This is a genomic window from Humitalea rosea, assembly GCF_003253705.1.
Classification (GTDB): Bacteria; Pseudomonadota; Alphaproteobacteria; order Acetobacterales; family Acetobacteraceae; genus Humitalea; species Humitalea rosea.
The window spans coordinates 141,772-162,379 of record NZ_QKYU01000010.1; the positions used below are offsets into that span (position 1 = coordinate 141,772).

The 20,608-nt window shown below is 68.9% G+C and carries 22 protein-coding genes; 17 read left to right on the forward strand and 5 right to left on the reverse strand.

All coding sequences use genetic code 11. The features are described from left to right. Positions 1 to 5 precede the first annotated feature (5 nt). Positions 6 to 1,448: a type I glutamate--ammonia ligase gene (glnA, locus tag C8P66_RS10520; RefSeq protein ID WP_111398208.1), complete on the forward strand. Its 1,443-nt coding sequence runs from the start codon at positions 6 to 8 to the stop codon at positions 1,446 to 1,448. Between the two features lie 171 nt (positions 1,449 to 1,619). Further along, positions 1,620 to 2,834, forward strand: a complete 1,215-nt coding sequence (locus tag C8P66_RS10525) for a lytic transglycosylase domain-containing protein (protein ID WP_158537197.1) — start codon at positions 1,620 to 1,622, stop codon at positions 2,832 to 2,834. A 346-nt stretch (positions 2,835 to 3,180) separates the two neighbouring features. Here C8P66_RS10525 and C8P66_RS10535 read toward each other — a convergent pair whose 3' ends face one another. Genes C8P66_RS10535 through C8P66_RS10555 form a run of 5 tightly spaced genes read right to left on the reverse strand, consistent with a single transcriptional unit; the run spans position 3,181 to position 6,651 of the window. Then, positions 3,181 to 3,912, reverse strand: a complete 732-nt coding sequence (locus tag C8P66_RS10535) for an alpha/beta fold hydrolase (protein WP_111398210.1) — start codon at positions 3,910 to 3,912, stop codon at positions 3,181 to 3,183. Positions 3,913 to 3,915: 3 nt separating this feature from the next. Next, the gene (gene pcaG, locus C8P66_RS10540) at positions 3,916 to 4,473 is read right to left on the reverse strand and encodes a protocatechuate 3,4-dioxygenase subunit alpha (protein ID WP_111398211.1); all 558 of its coding nucleotides are present in this window, start codon (positions 4,471 to 4,473) and stop codon (positions 3,916 to 3,918) included. Further along, positions 4,470 to 5,165, reverse strand: coding sequence for a dioxygenase family protein (locus tag C8P66_RS10545; protein WP_211314106.1), 696 nt, complete (start codon positions 5,163 to 5,165; stop codon positions 4,470 to 4,472). Before C8P66_RS10545 ends, pcaG begins: the two co-directional genes overlap by 4 nt. After that, the gene (locus C8P66_RS10550; RefSeq protein ID WP_111398212.1) at positions 5,162 to 5,785 is read right to left on the reverse strand and encodes a fumarate hydratase C-terminal domain-containing protein; all 624 of its coding nucleotides are present in this window, start codon (positions 5,783 to 5,785) and stop codon (positions 5,162 to 5,164) included. Before C8P66_RS10550 ends, C8P66_RS10545 begins: the two co-directional genes overlap by 4 nt. Beyond that, positions 5,782 to 6,651, reverse strand: coding sequence for a fumarate hydratase (locus C8P66_RS10555; protein WP_111398213.1), 870 nt, complete (start codon positions 6,649 to 6,651; stop codon positions 5,782 to 5,784). Before C8P66_RS10555 ends, C8P66_RS10550 begins: the two co-directional genes overlap by 4 nt. Before the next feature lie 153 nt (positions 6,652 to 6,804). Here C8P66_RS10555 and C8P66_RS10560 point away from each other — a divergent pair, with 153 nt between their 5' ends. From C8P66_RS10560 to C8P66_RS10630, 15 genes are all read left to right on the forward strand, one after another. Beyond that, on the forward strand, positions 6,805 to 7,545 hold the full coding sequence (locus C8P66_RS10560; RefSeq protein WP_245903420.1) for a GntR family transcriptional regulator: 741 nt from the start codon (positions 6,805 to 6,807) through the stop codon (positions 7,543 to 7,545). 46 nt (positions 7,546 to 7,591) lie between these two features. Then, entirely contained in the window at positions 7,592 to 8,209 is a 618-nt protein-coding gene (locus C8P66_RS10565) for a glutathione S-transferase family protein (RefSeq protein ID WP_111398214.1), read from the forward strand. Continuing rightward, positions 8,199 to 9,449: a CaiB/BaiF CoA transferase family protein gene (locus C8P66_RS10570; RefSeq protein ID WP_245903421.1), complete on the forward strand. Its 1,251-nt coding sequence runs from the start codon at positions 8,199 to 8,201 to the stop codon at positions 9,447 to 9,449. The genes C8P66_RS10565 and C8P66_RS10570 overlap by 11 nt, the downstream gene beginning before the upstream one ends. After that, positions 9,450 to 10,043 (forward strand): carboxymuconolactone decarboxylase family protein, encoded by a 594-nt coding sequence (locus C8P66_RS10575; protein WP_111398215.1) that lies wholly within the window; start codon positions 9,450 to 9,452, stop codon positions 10,041 to 10,043. Between the two features lie 58 nt (positions 10,044 to 10,101). Beyond that, the gene (locus C8P66_RS10580; RefSeq protein WP_158537198.1) at positions 10,102 to 11,073 is read left to right on the forward strand and encodes a Bug family tripartite tricarboxylate transporter substrate binding protein; all 972 of its coding nucleotides are present in this window, start codon (positions 10,102 to 10,104) and stop codon (positions 11,071 to 11,073) included. A gap of 5 nt (positions 11,074 to 11,078) precedes the next feature. After that, positions 11,079 to 12,050, forward strand: a complete 972-nt coding sequence (locus tag C8P66_RS10585) for a Bug family tripartite tricarboxylate transporter substrate binding protein (protein WP_158537199.1) — start codon at positions 11,079 to 11,081, stop codon at positions 12,048 to 12,050. Further along, positions 12,047 to 13,027: a Bug family tripartite tricarboxylate transporter substrate binding protein gene (locus C8P66_RS10590; RefSeq protein WP_158537200.1), complete on the forward strand. Its 981-nt coding sequence runs from the start codon at positions 12,047 to 12,049 to the stop codon at positions 13,025 to 13,027. The genes C8P66_RS10585 and C8P66_RS10590 overlap by 4 nt, the downstream gene beginning before the upstream one ends. Next, positions 13,024 to 13,791 carry an enoyl-CoA hydratase/isomerase family protein gene (locus tag C8P66_RS10595; RefSeq protein ID WP_111398218.1) on the forward strand — a complete coding sequence of 256 codons (768 nt, stop codon included), beginning with the start codon at positions 13,024 to 13,026 and terminating at the stop codon, positions 13,789 to 13,791. Before C8P66_RS10590 ends, C8P66_RS10595 begins: the two co-directional genes overlap by 4 nt. Before the next feature lie 48 nt (positions 13,792 to 13,839). Continuing rightward, positions 13,840 to 14,052, forward strand: a complete 213-nt coding sequence (locus tag C8P66_RS10600; protein WP_111398219.1) for an alkylphosphonate utilization protein — start codon at positions 13,840 to 13,842, stop codon at positions 14,050 to 14,052. Between the two features lie 98 nt (positions 14,053 to 14,150). Then, on the forward strand, positions 14,151 to 14,639 hold the full coding sequence (locus C8P66_RS10605) for an L-2-amino-thiazoline-4-carboxylic acid hydrolase (RefSeq protein ID WP_111398220.1): 489 nt from the start codon (positions 14,151 to 14,153) through the stop codon (positions 14,637 to 14,639). Between the two features lies 1 nt (position 14,640). Further along, positions 14,641 to 15,429: a VOC family protein gene (locus C8P66_RS10610; RefSeq protein ID WP_111398221.1), complete on the forward strand. Its 789-nt coding sequence runs from the start codon at positions 14,641 to 14,643 to the stop codon at positions 15,427 to 15,429. After that, positions 15,426 to 17,033 (forward strand): ABC transporter substrate-binding protein, encoded by a 1,608-nt coding sequence (locus tag C8P66_RS10615; protein WP_111398222.1) that lies wholly within the window; start codon positions 15,426 to 15,428, stop codon positions 17,031 to 17,033. The genes C8P66_RS10610 and C8P66_RS10615 overlap by 4 nt, the downstream gene beginning before the upstream one ends. Next, a complete protein-coding gene (locus C8P66_RS10620; RefSeq protein ID WP_111398223.1) occupies positions 17,030 to 18,007 on the forward strand; it encodes an ABC transporter permease in 978 nt (325 codons plus the stop codon). Before C8P66_RS10615 ends, C8P66_RS10620 begins: the two co-directional genes overlap by 4 nt. Next, on the forward strand, positions 18,007 to 18,837 hold the full coding sequence (locus C8P66_RS10625) for an ABC transporter permease (protein ID WP_111398224.1): 831 nt from the start codon (positions 18,007 to 18,009) through the stop codon (positions 18,835 to 18,837). Before C8P66_RS10620 ends, C8P66_RS10625 begins: the two co-directional genes overlap by 1 nt. Then, the gene (locus tag C8P66_RS10630; protein WP_111398225.1) at positions 18,834 to 20,420 is read left to right on the forward strand and encodes an ABC transporter ATP-binding protein; all 1,587 of its coding nucleotides are present in this window, start codon (positions 18,834 to 18,836) and stop codon (positions 20,418 to 20,420) included. The genes C8P66_RS10625 and C8P66_RS10630 overlap by 4 nt, the downstream gene beginning before the upstream one ends. The last annotated feature ends 188 nt before the right edge of the window (positions 20,421 to 20,608 follow it).

The window sequence follows — 20,608 nt, forward strand, 5'->3', positions numbered from 1 at the left end:
TCAGGATGGCGAAGAAGCCCGCAGCAGCACCCGCGGTACCGGACGGCGTGTCCGTGATCATGGAAATGATCAAGGAAAACAACGTCGAGTACGTGGATTTCCGCTTCACCGACCCGCGTGGGAAGTGGCAGCACACGGCGCAGCACGTCTCCACCGTCACGGAGGAAGTGTTCACCGAGGGGTTGATGTTCGACGGTTCGTCGATCGCCGGCTGGAAGGCCATCAACGAATCCGACATGATCCTGATGCCGGACACGCTGAACGCCTGCATGGACCCGTTCAGCGCCAAGCCGCAGCTGATCCTGTTCTGCGACATCATCGAGCCCTCGACCGGCCAGCTCTACAACCGTGACCCGCGCGGCACGGCCAAGAAGGCCGAGGCCTACCTCAAGGCGACCGGGATCGGCGACACCGCCTTCTTCGGCCCCGAGGCCGAGTTCTTCATCTTCGACAGCGTCAAGTTCGGCACCGGCGGCAATTTCGGCAGCTATCAGCTCGATAGCATCGAAGGCCCGGGCGCCAACATGAAGGACTATCCCGAAGGCAACATGGGCCATCGCCCGGGCGTCAAGGGCGGCTATTTCCCGGTGAACCCGGTGGATACCGAAGTCGACCTGCGCGCCGAAATGCTCTCGACCATGATGGAAATGGGCGTGATCGGCGAGAAGCACCACCATGAGGTGGCGCAGTCGCAGCATGAGCTCGGCACCAAGTTCGGCCCGCTGCTGACGCAGGCCGACCACATGCAGATCTACAAGTACGCGATCCACAATGTCGCCCACAGCTACGGCAAGACGGCGACCTTCATGCCGAAGCCGATCTATGGCGACAATGGCTCTGGCATGCATGTCCACCAGTCGATCTGGAAGAACGGCAAGCCCGTCTTCGCCGGCACCGGCTATGCCGATCTGTCCAACGAGGCGCTCTACTACATCGGCGGCATCATCAAGCACGCCAAGGCGCTGAATGCCTTCACGAACGCTTCGACCAACAGCTACAAGCGGTTGATCCCGGGCTTCGAGGCGCCGGTGCTGCTGGCCTATTCCGCCCGCAACCGTTCGGCCTCCTGCCGCATCCCCTATGCGACGAACCCCAAGGCCAAGCGCGTTGAGGTGCGGTTCCCGGATCCGACCGCGAACCCCTACCTCGCCTTCGCCGCCATGCTCATGGCGGGCCTGGACGGGATCAAGAACAAGATCCACCCCGGCGATCCGATGGACAAGGACCTCTACGACCTGCCGCCGGAGGAGCTGAAGGGCATCCCGACCGTCTGCGGTTCGCTGCGTGAGGCCCTGGGCGCTCTCGAAGCCGATCATGACTTCCTGCTGGCCGGCGACGTGTTCAGCAAGGACCAGATCGACAGCTACATGGAGATCAAGTGGCAGGAGGTGTACCGCTTCGAACACACCCCGCACCCGGTCGAGTTCGAGATGTACTACTCGGTCTGACCCCAACAGGGTCGGCTCGCGGGAGGGCCGCGCCGCAAGGCGCGGCCCTTTTGCGTTGCGGCCTCATCGAATCGACTGGACATCGAATTCGCGCCGGCCTTAGCGTTACCGTAACGTTGGATACCTCCAGCACGGCGGGACCGGGGGGCGCTCATGCCGATACTTGCTCTTTTGCCGCTCATATCCGCCATCGCGCCGCTCGCGGCGCGGCTGATCGGCAATGCGGCCGACGGCAAGGCGGGCGCCGAGGTCGCCGAGCAGGTCGCGACCCAGGTCACCACCGTCGCCCAGCGGGTGTTCGGCGCCGAGGACCCGGCCAGGGTCAATGCCGCCATGCAGGCCGACCCCGCCAAGGCCGCCGAATTCGCGCGCGAGATGAACCAGCTTGCGACCCAGGTGCAGCTTGCGACCTTGCAAGCCGATCTGGAGAACGTGACCTCGGCCCGCGCCGCCCTCACCTCCGAAACCTGGTGGGTGAAGGCGGCGCCCGGATTTCTGTCGCTCATCATCACCATCGGCTTCTTCGCCGTCCTCATCACCCTGATCTCCGGCGGCCCGCCGGAGACGACGACGGGCAACCAGACGGTGCGGGAGCTGCTCGCCCTGCTGCTCGGCGCGCTGACCCTGGCCTTCGGCGATGTGCGGAACTTCTGGCTCGGCTCCTCCGCCGGCAGCAAGAAGAAGGACGAGGCGCTGGCCAGCCAGGCCGAACGCGCCATGACCAGCCAGTCCGAGCAGACCCGCTTCGTGATGCGCCAGATCGTCGCCCCGGCACCCGCCCGCGACGCCGTGGCACGGGGTTCGCTGCCGGCGGTGCCGGCCAGCCCGGCGATGCGCCGCCAGTTCCCCGATGGCTGCGGCTGGCGCGTGACGGCGGAGGGCGTTCTCGCCGAGGGCGATACCGAGCCCCAGCGCACCGTGGGGGAGCCCGTGACCGTGCGCCGCATCTGGCGCGACTTCGGCCCGTTGATCCTGGAGGCGAGCGGCCGGATCGGCGTGCCCGCGGAGCTTGTGGTCGCCACCATCGCGACCGAGAGCCGCGGCAATGCCAAGGCGTCGCGGACCGAGCCGGACGGACGACGCTCGGTCGGGCTGATGCAGACGTTGGAGGGGACGGCCAGCGATATGCTCGGCCGCACCGTTGCCGCCGATGAGTTGGAAGACCCGGCGCTGAGCATCGAGGCCGGGGTCCGCTACATCTTCTCGCAGCGCGACAAGACGGATTTCCAGCCTCCTCTGGTGGCCGCCTCCTACAATGCCGGCAGCCTGGTCCGGGATGAGGCCAATCGATGGAAGCTGCGCAGCACGCCCAACCACATCGACCGCTTCTGCCTGTTCTTCAACGACACGGTCTTCGTCGCCAAGGCCGATTCCTGGTTCCGATGATCCCCAGGGCCCGGAATTCGCGTCTGGATCCTTCCCTGAAAACGGCTTGGCCGGGCGTTGCTGGCCGATAGGGGGGGCGATGATGGAGGCGGTGCGCCCCGGCGCTGATCTTCGTCGCCTGCCTGATGGCGCAGAGCCTGCGCTCGCTCGCCTGGGAGGATGAGACGGAATATCTGCCGGCGGTCCTCTCGGCGCTGGCGATGCCCTTCACCTTCTCCATCGCCATCGGGCTCGGCTTCATCGTCCATGCCGCGATCAAGACCCTGGCCGGGCGCGCCGGCGAGGTGCATGGCGCGGTCTGGGTGCTTGCGGTGCTGTCGGCGGTGCAGTTCGCGCTGTCCTCTGATCAGGGCAGCGAGCGGGCAAAGCTCACCAGCGCCTCGATCACCGCCTGCGGCTGTTCGGGCAGCAGGGCATGGCCCGCATCCTCGATCACGACGCGGATGGCACGGGGGCCGAGGGCGGCGCGGACCTCCGCCTCGCTCGGCAGCGGCGCGATCGCATCCTGGGCGGCGGCGACGTAGAGCAGCGGATGCCGCTCCCCCGCCCGCAGCCAGCCCGTGCCGGTGGTGGCGGCCGAGGCCGCCCGCTGCGCCCGTGCGACGGCGGGGTGCCAGCCGGGCAGCCAGACCCGCGCATCATGGCCAGGCGCGAAATAGGCGGTCTGGAGATGCACAAGCCGTTCCGCATCGGGCAGCGACGGGTCGAAGGAGCCGTTGATGTGCTGGCGGATAGCCGGGTCGGTGCCGGTTCCGGTCAGGGCGGCGAGCATCGCCACCCCCCGCACCAGTTCGGGCCGGTCATGCGCCAGAACGCGGGCGATCCAATTGCCGAAGGCATGGCCGACCACGATCGCCGGTGCCCGGATCAGCGCCGCGAGATCGGCCGCCAGATCATGCAGCGTTGCCCCGGCCGCCGCCGGCGTGGAGCCGCCGATCCCGCGCGGCTCGGCCCGGATCACCGAGAAGCCGGCGGCGACGAGACCCGGCGCGATGCCGTCGTAATCCTCCTGCCCGCGCCCCAGCGACGGGATCAGGACGAGGCACGGCCCCTGCCCCGCCTCATGGACGTCCAACATGGTTCAATCCTCGAAGAAGGGGGTTTCGTCGGCGGCGTCGCCGCGCAGCAGCAGATCGAAGCGGAAGAGGCCGGCGCCCTCCGGCCGGGCGATGAGATGCGAACGGCGCTCCGGCGGGACCAGATCCAGCACCGGATCGGCGCCAACGCCGGGGAAGAAGACCGTGGTCCGCAGCATGCGCATCAGCCCGGCGCCCATGAGGTGCAGGTTGATGTGCGGCGCGCGATCTCCGTAGCCGCCGGGCGACAAGGTGCGGAATTCATAGCCGCCCTCGGCATCGGTCCAGGCCCGGCCCCAGCCGCAGAAATCGGGGTCCGCCTCGGCTGCGCCCGGGTCCAGCGGATGGCGGAAATGGCCGGAGGCATCGGCCTGCCAGGCCTCCAGCACGGCGTTGACGCAAGGCACGCCCCCCGCCCGCAACACCCGGCCGCGCAGGAGGATGGCCTCGCCCCGCGTGCTCGGGGCCGCATCCGCCGCGAGGCGGGTGAGGTCGTTGTCGCCCGGCTGGAAGAAGGTGCGCGGGAAGAATGGCCCGATGGTGTGCTGGGAGGTGGGGGTCATGCCGGGGGTGTCGCCCGCCGGCCGCGCAGCACGATGTCGAAGCGGTAGCCCAGCCAGCCGGAGCCGACCTGGTCCGGCGGCAGCGCCTCGGCCAGCAGCCGGTCGCGGGCAGCGGGGTCGGGCACGGATTGCAGGATACGGTCATAGGCGTTCAGCGGATCGCCGGGGAAATACATCTGGGTCACCAGCCGGGTCAGGCTGGCGGGGCCGATCACCCCAAAATGCACATGCGGCGGCCGCCACCACACATCCTCGACCGGCACCGGATAGGCGCCGGGGCGGATGGTGAAGAAGCCATAGGCCCCATCCGCATCGGTGCGGACGCGACCATTGCCGATGAAGTTGGGATCGAGCGGCGCATCCCGCTGGTCGATGGGGTGGAAATACCGCCCCGCCGCATTGGCCTGCCACAGCTCCACGATGGCGCCGGCGACCGGCCGGGCATCCTCGTCCAGCACCCGGCCCGCGACGTGGATAAGCTGGCCCTGCGCCATGCGCCCCGGATGCGGCATGGCGAGGTTGGGCTCGCCGCAGGGTAGTTTCCGTGACAGGTCCAGCGGCCCCGTCGCCTCGGTCAAGGTCAGGGGACGGCGGATCGGCGCGAGCGAGGGCGTATGCGTCCAGGTATTGGGATAGCTCACGATGGGCACCGCGGGTTCGACCCCGGCCGGCCAGGGCGGGTAGAGGATCACGCGGCACCGCCCCGCGCGGCGGCCAGCCCGGCCATGATCTCCGGCAGGCGGGCGCGGGCATCATCCTGCAACTGGTCATAAAGGCTGTTGCCATGCGCATCGATGCCCACGGTCAGCGGCCCCAGCGCCTCCACCCGCAGGGTCACCAGGCGGTAATGCGCGATCAGGTCGTTCCAATGCACCGAGACGACGCCGCGGATGGCATCGGAGAGCAGCGGGCAGCCGCCACCGACGAAGGAGAGGTAGACACAGCCCACCTCCTGCATCGCCTTGGCGCTGGCCGCATCCAGCCCGCCCTTGCCGCCCACCGCGCGCAGCCCGAACTGGCGGATGAAGCGCGGCATGAAGGGGTTGAAGCGGGTGCTGGTCGTCGGGTTCATGTAGAGCACCTCGAACCCCGCCTCGGTCTCCCGCGAGTAGCTGCCCAAATGGAACAGCGTGCCGCCGGTCAGGTCCTTCGGCAGCGCCTCGCCACGGTCCAGGTAGTCCGCGATGCGCTGGAAGGTCGGCAGCCCGGCGGTGATGGTGATCTCCCCGGTCAAGGTGATCATGTCGCCCGCGCGCAGCGAACGCACCGCCGCCTCATCCATTGGCAAGGCGAGGTCGCGGAACTCGCTCATTCCAGTCGCTCCACGCGCCCGTCATCGTAGATGCGGGCCCGCGTGCGGCGGTTGATCCAGCAGTTGAAGCAGACCGCGACCGGGGTGAAGCCATGCCCGGAGGCGTAATCCACATGCACGCCGAGGGTGGTGGTGTCCCCGCCCGTCCCCATCGGGCCGAAGCCGGTCTTGTTCACGGCGATGGTCAGCCGTTCCTCCATCGCCTGCAGGATCGGCTCCGGGTTCACCGAGCCGAGCTTGCGCAGGGTCGAAAGCTTGGCGAGCTTGGCCGCCGTATCGAAGCTGCCGCCAATGCCGACGCCGATCAGCACCGGCGGACAATGCTGCGAACCGGCCTTCAGCACGCAGTCCATCACATAGGCTTCGATGGTCTCCAGCGTCGGGAAGGAGAAGATCTCCAGCGCCGCCCAGCGGCCGGAACCGAGCGCCTTGGGCTGGCAGGTGATCTCCACATAATCGGCACCGTCCATGACATCCCAGGTGATCAGGGGCATGTCCTTGCCGTGGTAGCCCCGCTCATTGGTCAGCGGGTTGGTCACATGCTTCAGCAGCGGCGGCTTGTGCGTGCGCACCAGCTCATCGAAGCCGTCGCGGATGGCGCGCTTGATGTCGCCCTCCAGCCGCGTGGCGGTGCCGAGCTGGACAAAATACACCGGCACCCCCGAATCCGAGCAGACCAGCCGGTCCGAGGTTTCGGCCGCGATCGCGCTCTTCAGCAGGATCTGCAACGTGCGCTTGGCCCCCGGATGCGTTTCCGCGATCTGGGCCAGGCGCAGCGCCTCCAGCGTGTCATCCGGTACTTTTTTAAGCGACCAGCTATAGAGCTGGGCCGTGACCTGCCGCATGAGGTCGTAAGTAATCGGCATACGCCACTCCCCGAGGCGAAAAGGCTGTTCGACTGGCCTTTTGGTTCTTAGCGAGTATTATGCGCGACCACCCGTTGTTGCAATCAGGGGTTTCCCGGCATGTCGCACTCCAGATCAGGAGCCAGTTCCGCGCCCAGCCCGCGCCCGGCCGGGATGGTGGACCTGACCCGCAGCAACGTGTCGCGCTATATCCAACTGGCGACGTTGTTCCGAAGCAGGATCGAAAGCGGCGTCTGGAAGCTCGGTGAACGCATCCCGACGGTGGATGAGTTGGCCGCCGAATGCGGCGTGGCGCGGGCCACCATCCGCCAGGCGCTGGACCAGCTGGAGGAAGACGGGCTGATCCAGCGCTTCCGCGCCAAGGGCACCTTCGTCCGCAAGGCCCCGGCCGAGCGGCTGTGGTGCGAGGTGCAGACCGACTGGTCTGGCCTGCTGCGCTCCCGCGAGGGTGCTGTGATCGAGATCCTGTCGAGCACCCCGCGCAGCCTGCCGCCGCTGCTGCCCGAGGGCTTCGGCATCCCCGCCCCCGCCTATCGCCATCTGCGCCGGCGGCATTGGCGCGACGGGCAGGCCTTCCTGCTCGCCGATGTGTATCTCGACGAACGGCTGTGGCCGAAGGTCGAGCCCGAGCACCTGACCAGCCGCACCGCGCTGAACCTGATCGCCAGCCTGCCCGGCGTGACCATCGCCGATGCGCGCCAGGTGCTGACCATCGGCGCGGCCGATGTGGATGCCGCGAGCTTCCTGCAAATCCCGATCAATGCCCCGGTCGCCCATGTCGCCCGCGCCGCGGTCGATCCGGATGGCTGCCTCATCCTGCTGGCCAATGGGGTCTATCGCGGCGACCTGGTGCGGATCGATATCAAGCTGGCAAGCCTTGCCGCTCCCGGTTGAAAGGCTATAGAACCGGCCTATAGGGTAAAAAGCTCGGGGGGAACGCATGAAGCTCCATTGGTCGCCACGCTCGCCCTTCGTGCGGAAGGTCATGGTCGCGGCGCATGAGCTTGGGCTCGCCGATCGCATCACCACGATCCGCACCGTGGTCGCCATGGTCAAGCCGAACCTCGACCTGATGCCCCAGAACCCGCTGAGCAAGCTGCCGACCTTGGTGCTGGATGATGGCACCGTGCTGTTCGACAGCCTGACCATCTGCGAATACCTCGACCATCTCGCCGGCGGCGGCCAATTGTTCCCGCCCCCCGGGCCGGCCCGCTGGCGCACGCTGACGCGGCATGCCCTGGCGAACGGGTTGCTGGATGCGCTGATCCTGTGGCGGAACGAGCGCGACAAGCCGGAGGCACGCCAGACGCCGGCCTGGCTCACCAGCTTCGCGATCAAGGTCGAGGCCTGCCTCGACAACATCGACGCCGATGTGCCGGCGCTGACCGCCTCGCGCATTGGCATCGAGCATGTCGCGACCGCCTGCACCCTCGCCTATCTCGATTTCCGCTTCCCCGATCTGGACTGGCGCACGTCGCGCCCGGCGCTGGCGGGCTGGTTCGCGGGCTTCGCGGCGCGGCCCTCGATGCAGGCGACGGCGGTGGTCGATGATGCCTGAACCAACCGGGCCCGAGCCGCGCCAGGGACCGCTCTCCCACATCCGGGTGCTGGACCTCAGCCGGATCATGGCCGCCCCCTGGTCCACCCAGATCCTGGCCGATCTCGGCGCCGATGTGGTCAAGGTCGAGCGCCCCGGCGTCGGTGACGACACCCGGGCCTGGGGCCCGCCGTTCCTGACCGCCGAGGATGGCAGCAAGACGCGCGAGGCCGGGTATTTCCTGTCGGTCAATCGCGGCAAGCGCTCCGTCACCGTGGACATGGCCAAGCCGGAGGGCCAGGCGATCATCCGCGGCCTCGCCGCCACCGCCGATATCGTCATCGAGAATTTCAAGGCCGGCGCCCTCGCCCGCTATGGGCTGGATGCGGCAAGCCTGCGCGCGCTGAACCCGCGGCTGATCTATTGCTCCGTCACCGGCTTCGGCCAGGACGGGCCGCGCGCCGAACAGGCCGCCTATGATTTCGCCATCCAGGCGATGGGCGGGCTGATGAGCGTGACCGGCGGGCGCGACGACGAACCCGGTGGCGGCCCCCAAAAAGTCGGCGTGCCGATCGTCGATCTGATGACCGGCATGTATGCGACCGTCGCCGTGCTGGCCGCCGTGGCGCGCCGGGCGGAGACCGGCATCGGCGAAACCATCGACCTCGCCATGCTCGACGTGCAGGCGGCCTTCCTGGCCAACCAGGCGATGAACTGGCTGGTTTCGGGCAAGACGCCGAAGCGCGGCGGCAATCGCCACCCGAACATCCAGCCGCAGGATGTCTTCCCCTGCGCCGACGGGTATTTCGTGCTGGCGGTCGGCAATGACGGGCAGTTCGCCAAGCTCTGCGAGGCGATCGGCCGGGCGGAGTGGGCCACCGACCCGCGCTTCGTGAAGAACCCCGACCGCGTGGCCAACAGCGCCGCGCTGACGCCGCTGCTGACCGCGCGCTTCGCCGATTTCGCCAAGGCCGAGCTGACCGCGCTGCTGGAGGCGGCCGGCGTGCCCTCGGCCCCGATCAACGACATCCCGCAGGTCTTCGACGACCCGCAACTCAAGCACCGGGAGATGCTGCGCCATCTGCCGCATCCGCTCGCCGGCACGGTGCCGCAGGTCGTCAGCCCGATGCGCTTCGCCGAGGCGCCGCTGCGGTTTGACCGGGCGCCGCCGCTGCTCGGCCAGCACACCGCCGAAATCCTGGGCGAACTCGGCATGACCGCCGAGGCGCTCGCCGATCTGACCCAACGGAACATCATCTGAATGCCCCGCATCCCGCTCCCCGCCCGCGACACCATGGATGCCGAGCAGGCGCGCGTGCATGACGGCATCGTCGCCGGCCCGCGCGGCACGGTGATCGGGCCGCTGCGCGCGGTGATCCACAGCCCGGTGCTGGCCGAGCGCTGGTCGGCGCTGGGCGAGACCCTGCGCTACGATACCGTGCTGCCGAAGCGGCTGAACGAGCTGGCCATCATCATGACCGGGCGGCGCTACACCAGCCTGATCGAATGGTGGGTGCATTCGCGCGCCGCCGCCGCCGCCGGCCTGCCGGAGACGGTCATCGAGGCGATCCGCCGCGTCGAGCCGCCGGTGTTCGCGGAAGCGGCGGATGCCGAAGTCTATGAATACGTCCGCGAACTCATGCAGACCGGCCGGGTGAGTGCCGCGCATTACGATGCGGTGGTGGCGCGCTGGGCGGCGCGCGGCGTCGTCGAGCTGACCGCGCTGGTCGGCTACTACAGCATGGTCTCGATGACCCTGAACGCGCATGGCATCCCGCTGCCCGACGGGATCGAGGATACGCTGGCGCCGCATCCCGAAGGGCTGGTCGAACTGCCGCCGGCGGCCGCTCCGTGACCGCGGGGCGCGACATGCGCCCCAATTGATTCAACAAATAATGGGAGGAACCAACAAAATGAACATCGACCGTCGCCTGCTGCTGGCCTCGCTCGCCTCGGCGCTGCCGTTCGCCCCGGCCCGCGCCGAGACCTGGCCGGACCAGCCCATACGCCTGATCGTGCCCTTCGCCGCCGGCGGCCCGGCCGACATCATCGCCCGGCTGATCGGGCGCGTGATGGGCGAACAGCTCGGCAAGCCCATGGTGATCGACAGCCGCTCCGGCGCCGGCGGCGCCGTGGGCGTGGAGGCCGCGGCGCGGGCGCGGCCGGATGGCACCACGCTGGTGCTCGCCAGCAGCGGTGCCATCGTGATCCTGCCGCATATCATGCCGAGCATGGCCTATGATCCGCTGAAGGATCTGACGCCGATCACCCAGGTGCTGGCGGTGCCGCAGATCATCTCGGTGCGGCCGGGCCTCGGCGTGTCCAGCGTGCGGGAGCTGGTGGCGCTGGCCAAGTCCAGCCCGAACCCGCTCACCTTCGGCTCGGCCGGCATCGGCTCCTCGCTGCATATGGCGGGCGAGCTGTTCAAGCTGCGCGCCGGGGTGGACATGACGCATGTGCCCTATCGCGGCGCGGCGCCGGCGGTGACCGACCTGCTCGGCGGGCGGATCGACGTGCTGATGGCCGATACCCCGGCGCTGATCTCCTTCGTCCGCAGCGGGCAATTGCCGGCCCTCGGCGTCACCTCGGCGGAGCGGATCGCGATCCTGCCCGACACCCCCACCGCCATTGAGGGCGGCGTGCCCAACATGGTGTCGGAGACCTGGTACGGCCTGCTCGGGCCGGCAGGCATCCCCGCCGATCGCGTCGCCAAGCTGCATGCCGCGGCGATGGCGGCCCTGGCCGACGGCGATACCAAGGCGCAGCTGCTGAACCAGGGCGGCCGCATCGTCGGCAGTTCGGCGGCGGACTTCACCGCCTTCATCCAGCAGACCCATGCGACCTGGGGCGAAGTGGTGCGGGCGACCGGCGTGAAGATGGAGTGATGGCCATGATCCCTCGCCGTAGCCTCCTCGCGGCCCCGCTGGCCGTGCCTCTGCTGGCCCGCCCCGCGCGGGCGCAGGGCTGGGCGCCGGAGCGCCCCTTGCGCCTGGTGATCCCGCTGGCCCCGGGCGGCACCGCCGACACCTTGGGCCGTATCATTGCCGAACCGCTTGGCGCCGCGCTCGGCCAGCCGGTCATCATCGAGAACCGCCCCGGCGGCGCCACCTCCATCGCCGCCATCGCGGTGGCGCGGGCGGCTCCGGATGGGCTGACGATGCTCTACGCCGTGCCCAGCGTGCAGATCATCAACCCGCATCTGGTCAAGAACATGACCTATGACGCGATGGGCGATTTCGCGCCGCTCATCGCGCTGATGCGGGCGCCGAAGCTGTTGGTGGTGCGCACCGGCCTGCCGGTGCAGGATGTGGCGGAGCTGATTGCGCTTGCGAAGTCGCAGCCCGGCGGGCCCAGCTACGCAAGCTCCGGCGTCTTCTCCTCAGGTCACCTGGCGGGGGCGATGTTCGCCCAGATGGCGGGGATCGAACTGCTGCACGTGCCCTTCCGCGGCACCGCGCCGGCAGCCCAGGAGCTGATGGCCGGCCGCGTGGACATGGCCTTCGACACCATCGCGACCCTGTTGCCGCTGGTGCGCGAGGGGCGGATGCGGGCGCTGGCGGTCAGCACCACCGAGCCCGCCGCGGCGGCACCGGAGCTGCCACCGATCGCGCGGACACTGCCCGGCTACTACGATGCGTCCTTCAACTATCTCCTCGTCCCGGCCCGCACACCGCCCGAGGCCATCGCCCGACTGAACGCCGAGCTGAACAAGATCCTCGCCAGCCCCACCGTGCGCGCCCGCTTTGCCACCCTCGGGGTCGAACCCCTGGGCGGCACGCCGGAGTGGCTCGGGGCCGAGGTGCAATCCGAATCCGACCGATGGAAACGCGTGATCCAGGTAGGAGGCCTGCAGACCGAATGACCCACTCTCGACGGAGTATCCTGGCGACGGGCCTGGCCCTTCCCGGGCTCGCTTTGCCCTCCCTTGCCCGCGCGCAGGCGGGCTTCCCCGACCGGCCCCTGCGGCTGATCTGCCCCTATTCCGCCGGCGGCTCGGCCGATGCCACCGCGCGCATGCTGGCTGAGCCGATGGGTGCGATCCTCGGCCAGCCGGTGATCGTGGAGAACCGCCCCGGCGGCGGCGCGACGCTAGGCGCCGGCGTGGTCGCCCATGCCGCCCCGGACGGCTACACGATGCTCTACGGCACCCCGGCGCCGCAGATCATCAACCCGCATCTGATGCGCAGCCTGCCCTATGATCCGGTGAAGGATTTCGCGCCGATCAGCGGCGTGAAGCGGGCGCCGAACCTGCTGGTGGTGCATCCGGGCCTGCCCGTGACCGACCTCGCCTCCCTGATCGCGCTGGCCAAGGCGCGGCCCGGGGTGCTCACCTTCGCAAGCTCCGGCATCGGCTCCTCCTCGCATCTGGCGGGCGAGATGCTGAAGCACATGGCGGGGATCGATATCCTCCACGTGCCCTATCGCGGCACCAGTGCCGCGCTGACCGATCTGCTCTCGGGCACCGTCAGCATGGCGCTCGACACGCTCTCGATCCTGCTGCCGCAGGCGCGGGCCGGGAACCTGCGGGCGATCGGCGTCACCACGCCGGAGCGCTCGGCGCTGGCGCCCGACCTGCCGGCGCTGGCCGAATCCCTGCCGGGCTTCGATGCCGCGCCCTTCAACTACCTCGCGACCACGGCCGGCACGCCGCCCGCGGTGATCGCCAGGCTGAACGCGGCCGCGGTGGCCGTGCTGTCCAACCCGGCCTTCATGGCGCGGATGGAAGCCCAGGGCGAGGTGGCGATGCCCTCCACGCCCGAGGAGCTGGATGCGACCATCCGGGCCGAATCCGCCCGGTGGAAACAGGTGATTGATGCGGCAGGGATCCATATCGAATGAGTGAGACGCTGATCCGGGTGGAGGTCGCGGAGTTCGTCGCGACCGTCACCCTCGACCGCCCGCCGGTGAATGCCCAGGGACGGGCGTTCCGCGAGGAGCTGATCCAGGTCTTCGACCAGCTCAGCGACCGCGCGGATGTCCGCGCCATCGTGCTGACCGGGGCGGGCAAGACCTTCTCGGCGGGGGCGGATCTGAAGGAGCGGCCGACGGGCGATGCGGGAGTCTATCCCCGCCACAACCGCACCGTCCGCGCGAGCTTCGACTGCGTGATGGAATGCGAGAAGCCGGTGATCGCCGCCGTGAACGGCGCCGCCATCGGCGCCGGCTGCGTGCTGGCGCTCGTCTGCGACATTCTCGTGGTGGCCGAGGATGCCTTCCTGTCGATGACCGAGGTCGATGTCGGCCTTGCGGGCGGGGTGCGGCATGTGATGCGGCACTTCGGCCAGTCCGATGCGCGGCTGATGATCTACACCGCCCGGCGGATGAGCGGGGCGGAGCTGTACCGGATGAACGTCGCCTCGGTCTGCGTGCCGAAGGCGGAGGTGGTCGCGGCCGCCCAGGCCATCGCCGCCGAGATCGCGGCCAAGGTGCCGCTGGCGATCCGCGCCGCCAAGCGCAGCTTCCAGGTCACGGAAAACCTGCCGCTGCACGAGGGCTACCGCTTCGAGCAGTCCCAGACCGTGGCACTGGCCAGCACCGAGGACACCCGCGAGGCGCAGGCCGCCTTCGCGGAAAAACGCAAGCCGGTGTTCAAGGGCCGATAGGGTGTAACATGCCTCCGAGGGCGCTTCCGCCCCGGGGGCAGATCACGCGTGGCAGTCAAGGACAGCAACGGCACCGTCTTGGTGGACGGCGATTCCGTGCAGGTTATCAAGGACCTGAAGGTCAAGGGCACTTCGGTCACGCTGAAGCGTGGCACCATCATGCGCGGCATTCGCCTGACCGGCGATGATGACGAGGTCGAGGGCCGCACCGACAAGGTGAAGGACCTCGTCCTCAAGGCCTGCTTTCTGAAAAAGGCCTGACGCGGCTACCCTTGCCGGGGGGCGTATTCCCGCGTCCAAATTTGTGATATCGAATAATCACCATATCTGAACGTTGATCCGTGGAGGCGAGAAGGCTGATGTCGAGCACCACCCCTGACGCCCCCATGGGCATCCTGCAGCGGCGCCGGATCGAGGCGGAGATCATCAAGCCGATCTATGAGGAGATGAAGGCCGCCTTCGGCGAGGAAGCGGCCCAAGGGGTGATCGAGCGCGCGGTGAAGGCCGCTGCCATCGAGGCCGGGCGCCAATTCGCCGCCGCCGCCCCAGGCGGACCCTCGATCGAGAATTTCGCCGCCATCCAGCCGCTCTGGACGCGGGAGGATGCGCTGCGGATCGAGCCCATCGCCCAGGATGCCGAAACCCTGGACTTCAACGTCACCCGCTGCCGCTATGCTGAGCTTTACCATTCCATGGGCCTCGGCGAGATCGGACATCTGCTCTCCTGCAACCGGGACGGCACCTTCATCGAGGGGTATGATCCACGGATCGAGATGACCCGGACAAAGACCATCATGAAGGGCGCGAGCCACTGCGACTTCCGCTACCGCATGCGCAAGGAAGGCTGAGATGCTCGCCAGCCTGATCGGTCTCGACCACGCGGTGGTCGCGGTGCGGGACCTCGATGCCGCCGCCGCCGTCTGGGCCGGGGCGGGGTTCACCCTGTCGCCGCGTGGGCTGCATTCGCCGCATATGGGCAGCGGCAACTACACCATGATGTTCGGGGAGGATTACATCGAACTCCTGGGCGTGGTCACCGAGACGCCGCGCAACGCGCCGCTGCGCGGCTTCCTCGCCGAGCGCGAGGGGCTGGAGCGCGTCGCCTTCACCACCACCGATGCCGCCGCCGGCGTCGCGGCCGCCCAGGCCGCGGGTTCCGCCGCGACCGGGCCGGTGGAGTTCGGCCGCCCGGTGCCGCTGCCGGATGGCGGCAGCACGGAGGCGCGCTTCTCGGTCTTCCACTGGCCGCCGGAGGCCGCCGTCGGCGGCTTGCGCATCTTCGCCTGCCAGCACCACACGCGGGAGGCGGTCTGGCTGCCTTCGCTGCAAACCCACGCCAATGGCGTGACCCGCATCCTGCGCGTGCTGGTGGCGACGGCGGATGCGGCCGCCGCCGACCGCCTCGCAGGGCTGATCGACAGCTCGGTGCGGGAGGAGGGCGCGTTCCGCGTGGTCCCGACCGGCCCCGGCCGGGCCGATATCGCCTTTGCCACCGCCGCGGCCATTGCGGAAAAATACGACATTCCCACCCCGCCGCCCGAAGGCGGCGCCGGTTTGGTGCTCGGCACCCCGACCCCGCGCGCCCCGGTCACCGCGACCGGCTGCACCCTGATCTTCAGTGAGGACACCACCCGATGAATGGACCCACGCGCCGCGAGGCCCTCCTGCTCGCCGCCTCCGCGATCGCCGCCCCCGGCTTCACCGCCATGCCCGCCTTCGCCCAGGAGACGCCCAAGCGCGGCGGGGTGATGACCGTCCATTTCGCGACCGAACAGCGCATCCTGAACCCGTCGCTCCAGGCCTCGACCGGCGTCTACATCGTCGGCGGCAAGATCCAGGAGCCGCTGGTGGACCTGGACAGCGCCGGCAATCCGAGCCCGGTGCTGGCCGAATCCTGGGAAAGCAGCGCGGATGGCAAGACCATCACCTTCCGCCTGCGTCAGGGCGTGACCTGGCATGACGGCAAGCCCTTCACCTCCGCCGACGTGCAGTTCACGGCGATGGAGATGTGGAAGAAGATCCTGAACTACAGCACCGCGCTGCAGCAGTTCCTCACCGCCGTGGACACGCCTGACGCGCATACCGCGGTGTTCCGCTACGAGCGCCCGATGCCGCTCGGCCTGCTGCTGCGGGCGCTGCCGGATCTCGGTTACGTCTCGCCCAAGCACATCTACGAGGGCACCGATATCCGGGCCAACCCGGCCAATACCGCGCCGATCGGCACCGGCCCGTTCAAGTTCGTGCAGTATGAGCGCGGCCAGTTCATCATCGCCGAGCGCAACCCGACCTACTGGCGCCCCAACCTGCCCTATCTGGACCGTATCGTCTGGCGGGTCGTCACCGACCGCTCGGCGGCGGCGGCGCAGATGGAAGCCGGGCAGATCCTGTTCAGCCCCTATTCCTCGCTGACCATCGCCGATTCCCAGCGCCTTGGCCGCGACCCGCGTTTCGAGGTCACGACCCGCGGCAATGAAGGCAATGCCCGCACCAATACGCTGGAGTTCAACTTCCGCCGCACCGAACTGGCCGATGTCCGAGTCCGCCGCGCCATCGCGCATGCGATCAACATCCCCTTCTTCATCGAGAATTTCCTCGGCGACTTCGCCAAGCCGGGGACGGGGCCGATCCCCTCGGTTTCGACCGACTACTACCCGGGTGCGGATGTGCCGCAGTACGGCTTCGACAAGGCGGCCGCGAACCGGCTGCTGGACGAGGCCGGCTTCCGCCGCGGCGCCGGCGGGTTGCGCTTCACCCTGCGCCTGACCCCCGCCCCCTGGGGCGAGGATATCGCGCTGTTCTCGACCTATATCCAGCAGTCGCTGTCCGAGGTCGGCATCCGCATCGAGATCGTGCGCCTGGACGCGGCGGGTTTCCTGCGCACCGTCTATCGCGAGCATGACTTCGACCTCGCCACCGGCTGGCATCAGTACCGCAGCGATCCGGCGGTCAGCACCACGGTCTGGTATCGTTCGGGCAGCCCGGTCGGCGCGCCCTGGACCAACCAGTTCGGCTGGCAGAACGACGCCGCCGACAAGCTGATGGATGATGCGGCGACCGAGGTCGATCCGGTGAAGCGCCGCGCGCTCTATGCCGACTTCGTCCGGCTGGTGCAGACGGAACTGCCGGTCTGGATGCCGATCGAGCAGCTGTTCCTCTCCACCTTCAACAAGAAGCTGAAGAACACCGGCAACAACCCGCGCTGGGCCTCCTCCTCCTGGCATGACACCTGGCTGGACTCTTGAGGCTTCTGGGTCTCGCGGCGCGGCGTCTCGCCGCGTCGCTGCCGGCGCTGCTGCTGATCCTGATCGGGCTGTTCCTGCTGCTCCAACTCGCGCCCGGCGATACCGTCGATGCGCTGATGGCGCAGATGGGCGGCGGCGACGAACGCATCGCGACCGAGCTTCGGGTCTTCTACGGGCTCGACCTCTCGGTCCCGGCCCGGCTCGGGCAGTATCTGCTGCGGCTGGTACAGCTCGACCTCGGCTACTCGGCGATCTACGGCAAGCCGGTCGCGACCGTGATCCTGGAGCGGCTGCCGGCGACCTTGCTGCTGATGACCGCCTCGCTGTCCTTCGCCTTCGCCTTCGGCGCGGTGCTGGGGGTGGTCGCGGCGCGGCGGGTGAACCGCTGGCCGGATACGCTGATCTCGACCCTGGGGCTGATCTTCTATGCCACCCCTTCCTTCTGGTTCGGGCTGATGGCGATCGTGGTGTTCAGCGTGCACCTGCAATGGCTGCCCGCGGGTGGCTTCGGCGATGTGGCGCTGGGGTTGACCGGCTTCGCCGCGGTGCTGGACATCGCCAAGCATCTGGTACTGCCGACGCTGACCCTGGCGCTGATCTACCTCGCCATCTCGCTGCGGATCATGCGGGCGGCGATGCTGGAGGTGCTGACCCTCGATTTCGTCCGCACCGCCCGGGCCAAGGGGCTGACCGAGACCCGCGTCGTCGCGCGCCATGTGCTGCGCAACGCGCTGCTGCCGATGATCACGCTGATCGGCCTGCAGGTCGGCACCATGCTCGGCGGCTCGGTGGTGGTGGAGAGCGTCTTCACCCTGCCCGGCCTCGGCCGGCTTGCCTATGAGAGCGTGGTGCAGCGCGATCTGAACACGCTGCTCGGGATCGCCTTCGTCTCGGCGCTGCTGGTGATCGCGGCGAATTTCATCGTGGACATGCTGTACGCGCGGCTCGACCCGCGCATTTCGAGCGGCGGCTGATGCAATTCCTTCGCGCCTATGCGCGCAACCCCGCGGCCCTGATCGGCGCGGCCTTGGTCCTGGCCGTGCTGGCGATGGGGCTGCTGGCCCCGCTGCTCTATCCGGGCGATCCGCTGTCCTTGGCCGGGCGGCCGCTGCAATGGCCGGGGGCCAATCCGCGCTTCCCGCTCGGCACCGACCCCTCGGGGCGGGATATCGCGGCGCAGTTGTTCCATGGCGCGCGGGTCTCGCTGCTGATCGGCTTCAGCGCCACGGCCATCGCGGTGGTCATCGGCATCGGCATCGGGGCTCTGGCCGGGTTCTACGGCGGGATCGTGGACACGCTGCTGATGCGGGTGACCGAGGCGTTCCAGACCCTGCCCAATTTCCTGCTGCTGCTGGTGCTGGTCGCGGTGTTCGGCTCGGACATCAAAACCGTCACCATCGCCATCGGCATCGTCGCCTGGCCCCCCGTCGCGCGGCTGACGCGGGCGGAGTTCCTGAGCCTGCGCACCCGCGACTTCGTGCAGGCCTGCCGGTTGCAGGGCCTGTCCGACGCGCATCTGATCCTGCGCGAGGTGCTGCCCAACGCGCTGCCGCCGGTGATCGTCTATGCCAGCGTGGTGATGGCCATCGCCATCCTGCTGGAAAGCGCCCTGGCCTTCCTGCAGCTCTCCGATCCCAACGTCTCCTCCTGGGGCAATCTGATCGGCCTCGGGCGGAACGTGCTGCGGGCGGAGTGGTATGTCTCGGCCATTCCCGGCATCGCCATCCTGCTGACCATCCTCGGGGTTTCGCTGGTGGGCCAGGGGCTGAACGACGCGCTGAACCCGCGGCTGGCCGGCCGATGAGCTTGCTCGAAATCAGGGAGCTGAGCGTGGCCCTGCCGGCAGGGGCTGACCGGGCGCTGGCGCTCGATCAGGTCTCGCTGGCGCTCGATCCCGGCGAGATCCTCTGCGTCGTCGGTGAGAGCGGTTCCGGCAAATCCGTCACCGCCTCGGCCATCATCGGGCTGCTGGCGCCGGGGCTGGCCGTCGTCTCGGGCCAGATCATGCTGGCCGGCGAAGCGCTGGTCGGCCAGTCGCCCGAGGCCTGGCGCGCCCTGCGCGGCCGCCGCATCGCCATGGTGTTCCAGGAGCCGATGACGGCGCTGAATCCGCTGATGACCGTGGGCGCCCAGATCGCGGAGATGTGGCGCGCCCATACCGATCTCAATTCCAGGGACATCACCGCCCACAGCCTCGCCGCATTGACCGAGGTCGCCCTGCCCGACCCCGAGGGCGCGCTACGGGCCTATCCGCATGAGCTTTCGGGCGGGCAGCGGCAGCGGGTGATGATCGCCATGGCCCTGGCCCTGGAACCCGAGGTGCTGATCTGCGACGAGCCGACCACAGCCCTCGACGTCACCACCCAGGCCCAGGTGCTGGCGCTGATCCGCGCGTTGCAACAGCGACGCGGCACCGCGGTGCTGTTCATCACCCATGATTTCGGCGTGGTCGCGGAGATCGCCGACCGGGTCGCGGTGATGCAGCAGGGGGTTGTGGTGGAGCAGGGGCCGGCGGCGACCGTGCTCTCTCATCCGACCCATCCCTATACCAAGGCGTTGCTCGCCGCCGTGCCCGCGCTGATCGCCCCGCCGCCCCGCGAGCTTGCGGCAGGCTCGGTGCTGACCCTGCGGGGGGTGACCAAGACCTATGGCTCGCCGGGCATGTTCCGGCGCCGCAAGGCGGTGAAGGCGCTGGATGCCGTTGACCTGACCCTGCGCCAGGGCGCCACCCTCGGCGTCGTCGGCGAGAGCGGCTCAGGCAAATCGACGCTGGCGCGCTGCGTCGTCGGGCTGCTGCCGGTCGATGCCGGCGATATCCTGATTGCCGGCGAGCCCTTGCCCCACGGCCGCTGCGCCGCCGCTGGGTTGGTGCAGATGGTGTTCCAGGACCCTTTCGCCTCGCTGAACCCGCGCCGGCGCGTGGGCGACCAGGTCGCGCAGGGCCCCATGGCCCTGGGCACCAGCGCCGCCCAGGCGATGGCGGAAGCGCGCGCCCTCTTCGGCCTGGTCGGGCTGGAGCCGGATGCGGTCGCCCGCTTCCCGCACGAGTTCAGCGGCGGCCAGCGCCAGCGCATCGGTATCGCCCGCGCTTTGGCGATGAAGCCGCGGGTGCTGGTCGCCGACGAACCGGTCTCGGCGCTGGATGTCAGCGTGCAGGCGCAGGTGCTGGAGCTGCTGCGCGGCTTGCAGGCGCGGCTCGGGCTCTCGATGCTCTTCATCACCCATGACCTGCGCGTCGCGGCGCAGATCTGCGACGATATCGCGGTGATGCAGAACGGGGTGGTGGTCGAGACCGGCCCGATCGGGGAGGTGTTCGCCGCCCCCCGCCACGCCTATACCCGCAGCCTGCTGGACGCCGTCCCGGGCCGCGCCCTCTTCGCGGCGTGATGGCCGGCCGGTGAGGCCGTAAGAGGGTTCGGATTGACGCATCCGGCGCCATGGGGTTGAAGCGGGAGCATCGGCGCGGTTCGGATCATGCTTGCCTTCTGGAATCTCGGCTCCGGCGTTTTCAGCCAGGGTGTGAAACCGGACGAGTTGCCGGCCGTTTCGCCGGGCACCCGTAAAAGAGCGAGGAC

Bases quoted from the DNA above. Each gene is read 5' to 3' on its own strand.
- C8P66_RS10630 (WP_111398225.1), top strand. From the start codon at position 18,834: ATGAGCTTGCTCGAAATCAGGGAGCTGAGCGTGGCCCTGCCGGCAGGG.
- glnA (WP_111398208.1), top strand. From the start codon at position 6: ATGGCGAAGAAGCCCGCAGCAGCACCCGCGGTACCGGACGGCGTGTCC.
- C8P66_RS10610 (WP_111398221.1), top strand. From the start codon at position 14,641: ATGCTCGCCAGCCTGATCGGTCTCGACCACGCGGTGGTCGCGGTGCGG.
- C8P66_RS10615 (WP_111398222.1), top strand. From the start codon at position 15,426: ATGAATGGACCCACGCGCCGCGAGGCCCTCCTGCTCGCCGCCTCCGCG.
- pcaG (WP_111398211.1), bottom strand. From the start codon at position 4,473: ATGACCCCCACCTCCCAGCACACCATCGGGCCATTCTTCCCGCGCACC.
- C8P66_RS10580 (WP_158537198.1), top strand. From the start codon at position 10,102: ATGAACATCGACCGTCGCCTGCTGCTGGCCTCGCTCGCCTCGGCGCTG.
- C8P66_RS10585 (WP_158537199.1), top strand. From the start codon at position 11,079: ATGATCCCTCGCCGTAGCCTCCTCGCGGCCCCGCTGGCCGTGCCTCTG.
- C8P66_RS10555 (WP_111398213.1), bottom strand. From the start codon at position 6,651: ATGCCGATTACTTACGACCTCATGCGGCAGGTCACGGCCCAGCTCTAT.
- C8P66_RS10570 (WP_245903421.1), top strand. From the start codon at position 8,199: ATGATGCCTGAACCAACCGGGCCCGAGCCGCGCCAGGGACCGCTCTCC.
- C8P66_RS10575 (WP_111398215.1), top strand. From the start codon at position 9,450: ATGCCCCGCATCCCGCTCCCCGCCCGCGACACCATGGATGCCGAGCAG.
- C8P66_RS10560 (WP_245903420.1), top strand. From the start codon at position 6,805: ATGGTGGACCTGACCCGCAGCAACGTGTCGCGCTATATCCAACTGGCG.
- C8P66_RS10590 (WP_158537200.1), top strand. From the start codon at position 12,047: ATGACCCACTCTCGACGGAGTATCCTGGCGACGGGCCTGGCCCTTCCC.
- C8P66_RS10550 (WP_111398212.1), bottom strand. From the start codon at position 5,785: ATGAGCGAGTTCCGCGACCTCGCCTTGCCAATGGATGAGGCGGCGGTG.
- C8P66_RS10605 (WP_111398220.1), top strand. From the start codon at position 14,151: ATGTCGAGCACCACCCCTGACGCCCCCATGGGCATCCTGCAGCGGCGC.
- C8P66_RS10535 (WP_111398210.1), bottom strand. From the start codon at position 3,912: ATGTTGGACGTCCATGAGGCGGGGCAGGGGCCGTGCCTCGTCCTGATC.
- C8P66_RS10595 (WP_111398218.1), top strand. From the start codon at position 13,024: ATGAGTGAGACGCTGATCCGGGTGGAGGTCGCGGAGTTCGTCGCGACC.
- C8P66_RS10565 (WP_111398214.1), top strand. From the start codon at position 7,592: ATGAAGCTCCATTGGTCGCCACGCTCGCCCTTCGTGCGGAAGGTCATG.
- C8P66_RS10625 (WP_111398224.1), top strand. From the start codon at position 18,007: ATGCAATTCCTTCGCGCCTATGCGCGCAACCCCGCGGCCCTGATCGGC.